The following is an 11,357-nucleotide window of genomic DNA, read 5'->3' on the forward strand; positions in this document are numbered from 1 at the left end:
TAATATGTCCAGCCGAAAGAAAAGAATAGCGACTCATGAGTGTGAAATCCCTGACTTTCAAAACCTTGCCTTATCAACCAGATGCCCTGCTCCAGCAATTCGCCCCCCTTGCCCAGCAACCTTGGGCCATGCTGCTGCACTCCGGATTTGCTGAACACACCCATAACCGCTTTGATATTCTGGTCGCCGACCCGCAAGTCACCCTCACTACTCGGGGCGAGCAAACCGAGATTATCAGTGCGCAAGGTCAGGAACTCTCCCTCGAAGACCCATTCTCTTTATTGCAACAGCAATTGGATAAATTTTCTCCCCCGGTCTCGCCCCACCCTGACCTGCCTTTTTTAGGCGGTGCATTAGGGCTATTTGGTTATGATTTGGGGCGGCGGGTTGAGATATTACCGGTACTGGCCGAGCAGGATATCGCTTTACCGGACATGGCGGTCGGCCTGTATGACTGGGCCTTGATTGCCGATCATCATTTGCAAAAACTGACACTGGTATGCCATGGCGATGCTGAACAGCGCTGGCTTTGGTTACAGCAGCAACAGTGCTCTCAAGCTGTCACGCCATTTAAGTTAACTGGCCCGTGGCAGGCCAATATGTCGCGTGAGCAATATGGTGAAAAATTCCGACAAATTCAGGAATATCTACACAGTGGCGACTGTTATCAGATTAATTTGGCCCAAAGATTCAGCGCGGAGTATCAAGGTGATGAATGGCAAGCTTTTCTGTCATTGAGCCGCAGTAATCGAGCGCCCTTTTCCGCTTTTATTCGCTTAGAAAAAAACGCAATTTTGAGTGTGTCACCGGAACGCTTTTTATGGTTGGAAAATCGCCATATTCAAACCCGCCCGATTAAAGGCACTTTACCGCGACTGGATGACCCCGAACAGGACAGTTTGCAAGCGGAGCGATTAGCTAATTCCACTAAAGATCGCGCTGAAAACCTGATGATTGTTGACCTGCTGCGCAATGATATTGGCCGGGTTGCACAGCCGGGCAGCGTGCGGGTGCCGGAGCTGTTTGTGGTCGAGCCTTTCCCGGCGGTGCATCATTTGGTCAGCACCATTACCGCGATTCTGCCCGCCGAATCAACACCGACCGCATTATTGCGCGCCTGTTTCCCCGGTGGCTCCATCACGGGTGCACCAAAAATTCGGGCCATGGAGATCATCGAGCAACTGGAACCCCAGCGCCGCAACGCCTATTGTGGCAACATTGGCTATATTAGTTGCTGTGGCACGATGGATACCAATATCACCATCCGCACCCTATTAACTGAAAACGGTAAGATATATTGCTCTGCTGGCGGAGGAATTGTGGCTGACAGTCAGGAACAAGCTGAATATCAAGAGACATTTGATAAAATCGCCCGAATATTACCCCTGCTGGGAAAGAGTTAATTGATGAGTGAGTGGATTTTGTGAGTAATGTGTTTGTAAATGACAAATTTGTCAGCCAATCGGGGCGAACTTTGTCGGAATTTATTAGCCGATTCCAGCTGCAACGACCTCAACCTGGTAGTATTTCTGCCAATGGCCGCCATGCTGCGGTACTCATTCCTATTGTTTGTCGACCAGAACCCACATTATTGCTAACCCGGCGCTCCGATCATTTACGCAAACATGCCGGTCAAGTCGCCTTCCCCGGCGGTAAAGCCGATCCGCAAGATTTTTCACTGATTGATACCGCGCTGCGCGAAGCTGAGGAGGAAGTGGCGATCCCTACCTCCGCGGTACATGTATTAGGGCAACTGGCTCCGCTCGACAGTTCCAGCGGTTATCAGGTCACACCGGTCGTCGGCTTGGTTCCCGCCAATATCGCCTTTCTGGCTAATGAAGATGAAGTCGCTGGGCTGTTTGAAATTCCCTTATGTGAAGCTCTCAGACTCTCGCGCTACTATTCGCTGGATATCCATCGCGGGGGAATCAATCACCGGGTCTATCTTTCGTGGTATGAAAGCCAATTTATCTGGGGCCTGACCGCGGCGATTATTCGCCGTCTGGCGCAACAGGTTAGTATTTGACACCAATAGACATATAAATAGCATGGTTAATGAGTGACCCACTTCACAGCATGACGGTTAAAAAAGCTGAATTACAGCATAAAGCGATCCCTATCACCCCATCATCTCGATTTTTACTCTACTTTTCCTGCACAACCATTTTAAAAAAACTGTAAACTGACCTGTCAGCGTTATGAAATATCTGTAAAATATCTTTCATCACTATAAACCACTAAAAATGTAAGGTTAAAAGCTGATAGTGATAATGATTCATTGGTAGCGAAATGTCATGGTTGCGATATCAAATTGATACCGCCAACACCAGTAGGCCCCCCATTGATTGGGCTCGGTGATAGCAATACTTAATACGAAGTAGCCTGCAGCTATCTACAGGGTTCTTATACTTAATACAAATATTCTCGGCCACATTCATATGCACCGGGAATAACAAAAAGCTTTGTTAAGGAGTTTAGCGTGATTAGCGTTTTTGATATGTTCAAGATTGGTATCGGCCCCTCCAGTTCTCATACTGTTGGGCCAATGAAAGCTGGCAAAGAGTTTGCTGATTTGCTGGTCACTAAAGGGTTAATGCCGTCGATCACGCGAGTAGCCGTCGATGTTTATGGCTCACTGTCACTGACCGGGAAAGGCCACCACACTGATATCGCCATTATTATGGGGTTAGCGGGTAACATGCCAGATACCGTGGATATCGACAGTATCCCCGCGTTTATTCGGGATGTAGAATTACGTCAAAAATTGATGTTAGCCAACGGCTTGCATGAAGTTGACTTCCCACGCGAGGGCGGGATGGTATTCCGCAGTGATAACTTGCCACTGCACGAAAATGGTATGCAGATCCACGCCTATGCTGGTGACGAAAAAGTGCTTAGCAAGACCTACTATTCCATCGGCGGCGGTTTTATTGTTGATGAAGAGCATTTCGGCAAAGCCGCGGTTAATGCCGTCAGCGTGCCTTATCCATTCAACTCCGCAGAGGAAATCCTGGCAAACTGCGAGCAAACCGGTATGTCTATCTCCGGCATGGTCATGCAGAATGAGCTGGCGATGCACAGTAAAGAAGAGATTGAATCCTACTTTACGGCGATTTGGCAAACCATGCGTGCCTGTATTGATCGCGGCCTGAACACCGAAGGGGTTCTACCTGGCCCGCTGCGGGTGCCGCGCCGCGCCTCAGCATTACGCCGTCTGTTAGTTTCCTCCGATAAACTGTCCAGCGATCCAATGAATGTCATTGACTGGGTCAATATGTTCGCACTGGCAGTTAACGAAGAAAATGCCGCCGGCGGCCGCGTGGTCACTGCGCCAACTAACGGCGCCTGTGGCATCGTGCCAGCGGTATTGGCCTATTACGACCACTTTATCGAGCCGGTTACCCCTGAAATCTTTATCCGCTATTTCCTGTCATCCGGTGCTGTCGGGATCTTGTATAAGATGAATGCGTCGATTTCTGGCGCTGAAGTGGGCTGTCAGGGTGAAGTGGGCGTTGCCTGTTCCATGGCGGCGGCGGGTCTGGCCGAGTTACTGGGTGCAAGCCCGGTGCAAGTGTGTATCGCCGCGGAAATTGGTATGGAACATAATCTGGGCCTGACCTGTGACCCGGTTGCGGGTCAGGTGCAAGTGCCGTGTATTGAGCGTAATGCGATTGCCTCGGTAAAAGCAATTAACTCTGCACGAATGGCCATGCGCCGTACCAGCGAACCACGTGTCTCACTGGATAAAGTGATCGAAACCATGTTTGAGACTGGGAAAGATATGAACGCTAAATACCGCGAAACTTCCCGTGGTGGTTTAGCCATTAAAGTGCAATGTAATTAATTTATTGCCTTGAAAATCATCTGCACAAGGGGAGCCCGCGCTCCCCTTGTGCACAGTAAAAGATGAATAATGACTGTTATGCCTAGCAACCAAAACATGCGGGAATGCAACATATCTCACAACACACAGACCAATCAATATCTTCTTGAGGGGCTGGGGAACTAGCATCGCACGCATTTTTGTTTACCTCAGCGGCGATAGGCGTCGATAATGCATCACTCAGTTGCCTTGACGCTGTCTCTTGAGCGAATGTACCAAATGAAGACAGCATTAACACCAAAACAAAAACTATCTTTTTCATAGATCCTCCACTAGCAGAATGGTAAAAATATAGGTTGTGCGGTATCAAAAGCAGAGAAGACATTTTTTATTTTAAAAAAAGAATAAACCGATACTTAAAACTGTTTTAATATCTACCGCAGATTCGATATAAATACCAAAGCAACTATTTCATGTATTGACTAACTTAAGTGGATTCTTAAGTGAATTTAAGCATAGGATATATTTATTAATCTGGCGCCATTATTTTAAATAAATATTACCGCCTTTCACTTAGCATGATAAATAAACTCAACACATTGATTTAAATCATTTCTTTCCTCATTGATATTGTCATTAGTTTTATTGATATTGTAAGGCTAATAAATGAAAAAATTAAATATACATTGATAATTAATATTGTGATGAATATTATTTTTCAGTTTTTATTATTTAAAAATAAATATTGTGGAATATAAAATTGAACGTCTCAACAGGTATTGGGGTACCCATTAAAAAATGCGGGTCACCTTAAGATGACCCGCATTAGCTGAAACTCTTTTAGTTGTCAGAGTGTTACTCTTCCAATTCGTTACTCAGCTTGGTGATACGCACTAATTCAATACGGTAATCTGAGACTTCGATAATCTCAAAGCGCAGGTTATGCAGTTCAACCACATCCCCCGCGGTTGGCATATGGCCGGAGTGAGACAGCAGCATACCTGCTAATGAAGCATAATCAGCCGTCGGGCTGACCAACTCCTGACAATCCAGCGCCTGCTCCAGAGAGTGCAAATCTGCCCCCCCTTTCACTAACCAACCATCCCCATCGGCAATAATATCTGGCGTTTCATCTTCATCAGGGAATTCACCCGCAATGGCTTCCAGCACGTCCAGTGGAGTGACCAGCCCTTGCACCACACCAAATTCGTCATTGACTACCACTAAGCGCCCTTTTGCTTTGCGCAATACGCCCAACAAATTAATCACGTCCATGGTATCAGGCACGACTATTGGTGGTGTCTCCGCAGCAAACTCACAGATAGATTCCCCGCGTTCAATTGCCACTAACAAATCTTTAGCACGAACCACACCAATTATTTCATCCAATGAATCACGGCAAACTGGGAACAAGCTGTGCGGCGTGTCCAATAATTGCTCACGGATTTCGGCTTGTGAACGATTACAATCTACCCAAGAAATTTCCGTGCGCGGAGTCATCACACTGCGCAATGATCGGGAGGCCAATGTCAGTACGCCGCTAATCATATAGCGCTCTTCTTCAGCAAAGGCCTCGGCTGGCAAGGGTAACTGCGCATCACCATGTTGCGGCTCTTGCTGACGACCGCCCATCAAACGGATAATCGCCTCCGCCGTGCGCTGGCGCCGTGGCAAGCGGGACTCATGCTTAATGAAATTACGGCGCGCAATCTGGTTAAACAACTCAATCAGGATAGAGAAGCCGATGGCGGCGTACAGATAGCCTTTCGGAATATGGAAACCAAAACCTTCCGCAATCAGGCTCAAGCCAATCATTAACAAGAAGCTCAGACACAGCACCACGACCGTCGGGTGTGCATTAACAAATCGCGTCAGTGTTTTCGATGCCAGCAGCATCACGCCCATGGCGATCACGACCGCCGTCATCATGATGGCCAAGTCGTTAACCATCCCCACGGCAGTAATCACTGCATCGAGCGAGAAGACCGCATCCAGCACCACAATCTGTGCAACCACCGCCCAGAAGCTGGCATATCCACGGCTCGCACTGTCATCGTGCTGGTTACCCTCCAGCCGTTCATGTAGCTCGGTGGTAGCTTTAAATAGCAAGAACAGCCCCCCCACCAGCAAAATCAGATCTCGTCCGGAAAAGTTAAAGCTGCCAACACTAAACAGTGGCGTGGTCAGCGTGACCATCCAGGAAATAACCGACAGCAGCCCCAAACGCATAATTAATGCAAGAGACAACCCGATAATTCGAGCTTTATCTCTTTGTTTAGGCGGTAGTTTGTCGGCCAGAATGGCAATAAATACCAGGTTATCAATACCCAGAACAATTTCCAGTACCACCAACGTCAATAACCCTGCCCAGATTGAGGGGTCCATTAGAAATTCCATGTCAGACTCCGATAATAAGAACACGATTTAGATGATGTACGACCAGCAACAGACGCAGCAAAACGCCGCAGTACGGTTGTCAGTATAGATACACTGAAAGATTGGCTGAAATTATACGCAGCAAATGTGCGTGATTGGATAACCAGATTTAAACCCACTGGTTGGGCGTTAACGCTAGAGAAACAGTAACTTCGGTGACAGTCCATAGGGAGAGCTGAGGCCCTTAACTCCTGACAATTAATAGAGCCGTTAACTTTATCAGGAATCTTTTTATCAGCATAGTCGGATTTAGGCCCTGACACACGATAAAACCCAATCTCGGCACATTAAGCGATGTTTAGCCATCAACATGCTTATTTTCATGGCTAAAATTTGTGCCCTACCCAAAATTGATTATCAGGCAAAACTCACACAAATCGCACAAATATTGAACACAACGACCATGCAGTGATGAATGCGTTAGCGGATAACCTATCAATATCACTGATATGATTGTCTATTAATTATCCAAACAAGCGAAATCATTCATAACATGTCTCAATAACTGAGCAACGTCACATAATTTATTTTTTCACTGACTAAAATAAATCACATCCAACACCTTTAGATATGTACCTGAATCGATTCATTGTGGTTACGAATAAATCGTCAGCAGTACGCTGATATTGTGACTATCATAATAGATTCAATGTGTACTGAAGTGTAGTTGGTGATTACTGGTTTTCTGTTACGTGCGAGAACTCAATTCTGAGTTAACAGAGGGGGTAGCGAGTGAGTATAGCTATTATCATTGGCACACATGGGGCTGCAGCAGAACAACTGCTGAAAACAGCTGAAATGATTTTAGGCGAGCAAAGTAATGTCGCTTATATCGATTTCGTCCCAGGTGAGAATGCCGAAACGTTGATTGAGAAATACAACGGTAAATTGACCGGGCTTGATACCAGTAAAGGTGTCTTATTCCTAGTTGATACCTGGGGTGGTAGCCCGTTTAACGCCGCCAGTCGAATTGCTATTGATAAAGAGAATTATGAGGTCGTCACCGGGGTTAACATTCCGATGCTCGCTGAAACCTTTATGGCCCGTGATGATAATCCATCATTTGCTGAACTGGTTGCAGTTGCGGTAGAAACCGGTCGTGAGGGCGTGAAAGCACTAAAAGCGCCTGAAATTAAGAGTGATAAGCCCGAGACGCAACAAATAGCTCCTGCACCAAAAGCCAAGGCCCCGGCCGTCGCTTTAGGTCCGAATGATCATATGAAAATCGGCTTGGCACGTATCGATGACCGCTTAATTCATGGTCAGGTCGCAACGCGCTGGACCAAAGAAACCAACGTAAGTCGCATTATTGTTGTCAGTGACGAAGTCGCTGCTGACAAAATGCGTAGTACTTTGCTCAAACAGGTTGCTCCTCCCGGCGTAACCGCACACGTAGTTGATGTTGAAAAAGCTATCCGCGTTTATAACAACCCGAAATATGCCAAAGACCGAGTCATGCTGTTATTTACCAACCCAACGGATGTCGTGCGTATGGTTGAGGGTGGCGTGGATATTAAGTCAGTCAATATCGGTGGCATGGCATTCCGTCAGGGTAAAACCCAAGTGAATAACGCCGTCTCCGTTGATGAAAAAGATATTGAAGCTTTTAATAAATTAAATGCTCGCGGTATTGAACTGGAAGTCCGGAAAGTTTCTTCGGATAGCCGGCTAAAAATGATGGATTTAATTAACAAACTTAATAAATAGCATTACTAAAACTACGCAGCAAGGTTATGCCCTGTTCAGTTTCGGAACTTGGCTATCTTTACTCAGATTTTTTGGTCATAGGAGAAGTACAATGGAGATCACAACTCTTCAGATTGTGCTGATTTTCATCGTTGCCTGTATCGCCGGGATGGGTTCCATTCTGGATGAGTTCCAATTTCACCGCCCCCTCGTCGCCTGTACTTTGGTAGGTTTGGTTTTAGGTGATATGAAAACCGGTATTATTATCGGTGGTACCTTAGAAATGATCGCGCTCGGCTGGATGAACATCGGGGCCGCTGTAGCACCTGATGCCGCGCTGGCGTCAATTATTTCGACCATCCTGGTTATTGCTGGTGGTCAAGATATCGGTGCTGGTATTGCACTGGCTATCCCGTTGGCCGCCGCCGGTCAGGTATTAACGATTATCGTGCGTACCATTACCGTGGCCTTCCAGCACGCCGCCGATGGTGCAGCCGAACGTGGCAGCTTACGCGCAATAACCTGGATCCACATTTCTGCCCTGTTCTTGCAGGCGATGCGTATCGCTATCCCTGCCTTGATCGTTGCTCTGTCTGTTGGGACATCTGAAGTTCAGATGCTGCTCAGTTCGATTCCTGATGTGGTTACCAGTGGCTTGAACATCGCCGGTGGTATGATCGTCGTAGTAGGTTACGCCATGGTTATCAACATGATGCGTGCCGGCTACCTGATGCCATTCTTCTATTTAGGTTTCGTGACCGCCGCTTTCACCAACTTCAACCTGGTAGCTCTCGGTGTTATCGGCGTGGTTATGGCACTGCTGTATATCCAGCTCAGCCCGAAATACAACAAGTCTCAGGTTGTACAGTCTGGCCCGTCCAATAACGATCTTGATAACGAATTAGACTAGGAAAAGGTGAGAGAAATGGTTGATACAACGATTGTTGATAAAACAACTACGGGTGAAAAGAAACTCACGCCCGCCGATATCCGCGGTGTGTTTATCCGCTCTAACCTCTTCCAAGGGTCATGGAACTTCGAACGTATGCAGGCGCTGGGCTTCTGTTTCTCAATGGTACCGGCAATTCGTCGCCTGTATCCAGAGAATTCAGAGGAGCGCAAGCAGGCAATCAAACGCCATTTGGAGTTCTTCAATACCCAACCTTTCGTTGCTGCCCCGATTCTGGGTGTCACGCTGGCGATGGAAGAGCAGAAAGCCAATGGTGCTGAGATTGACGACGCGGCAATAAACGGGATCAAAGTCGGTCTGATGGGGCCGTTGGCCGGTGTGGGTGACCCGATATTCTGGGGTACTGTGCGCCCGGTATTGGCAGCTCTCGGTGCCGGTATCGCGATGAGCGGGAGTTTACTTGGCCCATTGCTGTTCTTTGTTCTGTTTAACCTGGTACGTTTGCTGACGCGTTATTACGGTGTTGCTTACGGCTACAAAAAAGGCGTCAATATCGTCAGTGATATGGACGGTGGCCTACTACAAAAACTGACGGAAGGGGCGTCTATCCTCGGCCTGTTTGTGATGGGGGCCTTGGTTAACAAATGGACGCATGTCAATATCCCGGTGGTAGTGTCCAAGATAACCAACCAGAACGGCCAGACCACAGTCACTACTGTGCAAACCATTCTGGATCAGTTGATGCCTGGTTTGGTACCTTTACTGTTAACTTTTGGCTGTATGTGGTTGTTACGCCGTAAAGTCAACGCACTGTGGATTATTATGGGCTTCTTCGCCATCGGTATCTTCGGTTACTGGATTGGCTTCCTGGCACCATAATTTACTGATTAGATTTAGCAAAAACCGGGGGATAACCTCCGGTTTTTTATTTCGGGAGTGCTTGCATGTCGGTTACAGATATCATTCTAATTGCGTTTATTGCCCTACTACTCGCTTATGCCATTTATGATGAATTCATCATGAATATGATGAAAGGCAAAACCCGGCTACAAATTCACCTGAAACGTAAAAACAAAATCGACTGCGCAATTTTTGTCGGGCTGATTGCCATTCTTGTTTACAATAATGTGATGGCAAATGGCGAGCCTTTAACCACCTATTTATTAGTGGGTTTAGCATTAATCGCTTTTTATATCTCTTATATCCGCTGGCCAAAATTGTTGTTTAAAAATACCGGATTCTTCTACGCTAATGCTTTTATTGAATATCATCGAATAAAAAGTATGAATTTATCTGAAGATGGTATTTTGGTGATTGAACTAGAGCAACGCAGATTACTTATCCAGGTTAACCAATTAGATGACTTAGAAAAAATTTATAATTTTTTCCTTGAAAATCAATCATAAAACTTATACCAGGGAAATGAATCTATTGATTATTCAGTTAACTGATTAATTTCCCAACACCTTCTCTAATCACCTACCCTGCTTATTCCCACACTATTACTGATGCTTATATAAGCTATTCTCACTAAAAATCCGATAATGAAAATCATTATCAACAATAGTGGGTCGCCATATTATTTTTGGGGTTGTCTGTTTTGGAATATATATGTTAAGGTTGCGCCGTTCATGGGGAGTAGCCGGTTTTTGTGCAATATGTCAGCCGATATATTGATAAGCAGAAACGCCCGTATCAACATACTCGTTTCGTTATTAGAAACGTGGTACGGGTAGCCAGGTAAGGTTGGCGAGACCATAGACACGTAGCTCCGTCGTTAGGTTGGGGGTGGGTTACGTGTATATGGAGCCGCCCGGCCGAGACTATTCCTATGAATTTATCTGCAACATTAGTGCTTGCTTTTGCCATGTCTATGGATGCCTTTGCTGCATCAATTGGTAAAGGTGCCAGTCTACATAAACCCCGTTTTAGAGAAGCGATACGCACCGGTCTTATCTTTGGTGTGATAGAAGCTATTACCCCGCTGATTGGTTGGTGCATTGGCCTGTTCGCCAGTCAATATATTCTGGAGTGGGACCACTGGATTGCCTTTAGCCTGCTGTTCATTCTGGGCTGTCGGATGATTTTCGAAGGCGCAAAACAGCAAGTCGAAGAAACCGAAAAAATGCGCAGTCACAGCTTTTGGGTTTTAGTCATGACCGCAATTGCCACCAGCCTTGATGCCATGGCAATTGGTGTTGGTCTGGCATTCTTGCAAGTCAATATTATTCATACCGCCATGGCTATTGGGTTAGCCACCATGATTATGGCCACGCTCGGGATGCTGATTGGCCGTTATATTGGCCCACTTCTGGGTAAACGTGCTGAAATCATCGGCGGTATCGTGCTAATCGGTATCGGCTTTAATATTCTTTACGAGCATATGTATCGCGTCGCGGCATAATAGATAGCCGCCAATTTTATTTTTCTCGTGAAATAAAGCCGTCCAGAGTAAAACGCCCAAAAATAAACCCCGCATTCGGAAAGAATAGCGGGGTTTTT

General features: G+C 46.4%; 10 protein-coding genes and 1 riboswitch. Of the genes, 8 read left to right on the plus strand and 2 right to left on the minus strand.

Going from position 1 to position 11,357, the window contains the following annotated elements:
• The first annotated feature begins 35 nt into the window (after positions 1 to 35).
• The 3 genes from pabB to DX162_RS18085 all read left to right on the plus strand — a co-directional run bounded on the left by pabB (position 36) and on the right by DX162_RS18085 (position 3,844).
• Positions 36 to 1,403 carry an aminodeoxychorismate synthase component 1 gene (gene pabB / locus DX162_RS18075; RefSeq protein ID WP_004389909.1) on the plus strand — a complete coding sequence of 456 codons (1,368 nt, stop codon included), beginning with the start codon at positions 36 to 38 and terminating at the stop codon, positions 1,401 to 1,403.
• A 29-nt stretch (positions 1,404 to 1,432) separates the two neighbouring features.
• Positions 1,433 to 2,026 (plus strand): CoA pyrophosphatase, encoded by a 594-nt coding sequence (locus DX162_RS18080; RefSeq protein WP_032819553.1) that lies wholly within the window; start codon positions 1,433 to 1,435, stop codon positions 2,024 to 2,026.
• A gap of 453 nt (positions 2,027 to 2,479) precedes the next feature.
• The gene (locus tag DX162_RS18085; RefSeq protein WP_004389906.1) at positions 2,480 to 3,844 is read left to right on the plus strand and encodes an L-serine ammonia-lyase; all 1,365 of its coding nucleotides are present in this window, start codon (positions 2,480 to 2,482) and stop codon (positions 3,842 to 3,844) included.
• A gap of 82 nt (positions 3,845 to 3,926) precedes the next feature.
• Here the strand turns inward: DX162_RS18085 and DX162_RS18090 are convergent, their stop codons facing one another.
• Together DX162_RS18090 and DX162_RS18095 are read right to left on the minus strand one after the other, a co-directional pair.
• Positions 3,927 to 4,208, minus strand: coding sequence for an ST-I family heat-stable enterotoxin (locus DX162_RS18090; protein WP_321572388.1), 282 nt, complete (start codon positions 4,206 to 4,208; stop codon positions 3,927 to 3,929).
• Positions 4,209 to 4,678: 470 nt separating this feature from the next.
• Positions 4,679 to 6,220 (minus strand): TerC family protein, encoded by a 1,542-nt coding sequence (locus DX162_RS18095; RefSeq protein WP_032819540.1) that lies wholly within the window; start codon positions 6,218 to 6,220, stop codon positions 4,679 to 4,681.
• A gap of 771 nt (positions 6,221 to 6,991) precedes the next feature.
• On the opposite strand from DX162_RS18095, the gene manX reads away from it, so the two are divergent.
• The 5 genes from manX to mntP all read left to right on the plus strand — a co-directional run bounded on the left by manX (position 6,992) and on the right by mntP (position 11,259).
• On the plus strand, positions 6,992 to 7,966 hold the full coding sequence (manX, locus tag DX162_RS18100) for a PTS mannose transporter subunit IIAB (protein ID WP_004389904.1): 975 nt from the start codon (positions 6,992 to 6,994) through the stop codon (positions 7,964 to 7,966).
• Positions 7,967 to 8,057: 91 nt separating this feature from the next.
• The gene (locus DX162_RS18105) at positions 8,058 to 8,855 is read left to right on the plus strand and encodes a PTS mannose/fructose/sorbose transporter subunit IIC (protein ID WP_004701713.1); all 798 of its coding nucleotides are present in this window, start codon (positions 8,058 to 8,060) and stop codon (positions 8,853 to 8,855) included.
• Between the two features lie 15 nt (positions 8,856 to 8,870).
• Positions 8,871 to 9,734 carry a PTS mannose transporter subunit IID gene (locus tag DX162_RS18110; protein WP_115155884.1) on the plus strand — a complete coding sequence of 288 codons (864 nt, stop codon included), beginning with the start codon at positions 8,871 to 8,873 and terminating at the stop codon, positions 9,732 to 9,734.
• Between the two features lie 65 nt (positions 9,735 to 9,799).
• Positions 9,800 to 10,261 carry a DUF986 family protein gene (locus tag DX162_RS18115; RefSeq protein WP_004389900.1) on the plus strand — a complete coding sequence of 154 codons (462 nt, stop codon included), beginning with the start codon at positions 9,800 to 9,802 and terminating at the stop codon, positions 10,259 to 10,261.
• A gap of 215 nt (positions 10,262 to 10,476) precedes the next feature.
• Positions 10,477 to 10,676: riboswitch (yybP-ykoY riboswitch) on the plus strand.
• Between the two features lie 10 nt (positions 10,677 to 10,686).
• Entirely contained in the window at positions 10,687 to 11,259 is a 573-nt protein-coding gene (gene mntP, locus DX162_RS18120; protein WP_004389899.1) for a manganese efflux pump MntP, read from the plus strand.
• Positions 11,260 to 11,357: the final 98 nt, after the last annotated feature.

This window comes from Yersinia kristensenii (genome assembly GCF_900460525.1).
GTDB classification, from domain to species: Bacteria; Pseudomonadota; Gammaproteobacteria; order Enterobacterales; family Enterobacteriaceae; genus Yersinia; species Yersinia kristensenii.

Bases quoted from the DNA above. Each gene is read 5' to 3' on its own strand.
- pabB (WP_004389909.1), top strand. From the start codon at position 36: ATGAGTGTGAAATCCCTGACTTTCAAAACCTTGCCTTATCAACCAGAT.
- DX162_RS18090 (WP_321572388.1), bottom strand. From the start codon at position 4,208: ATGTCTTCTCTGCTTTTGATACCGCACAACCTATATTTTTACCATTCT.
- DX162_RS18095 (WP_032819540.1), bottom strand. From the start codon at position 6,220: ATGGAATTTCTAATGGACCCCTCAATCTGGGCAGGGTTATTGACGTTG.
- DX162_RS18105 (WP_004701713.1), top strand. From the start codon at position 8,058: ATGGAGATCACAACTCTTCAGATTGTGCTGATTTTCATCGTTGCCTGT.
- DX162_RS18110 (WP_115155884.1), top strand. From the start codon at position 8,871: ATGGTTGATACAACGATTGTTGATAAAACAACTACGGGTGAAAAGAAA.
- DX162_RS18115 (WP_004389900.1), top strand. From the start codon at position 9,800: ATGTCGGTTACAGATATCATTCTAATTGCGTTTATTGCCCTACTACTC.
- mntP (WP_004389899.1), top strand. From the start codon at position 10,687: ATGAATTTATCTGCAACATTAGTGCTTGCTTTTGCCATGTCTATGGAT.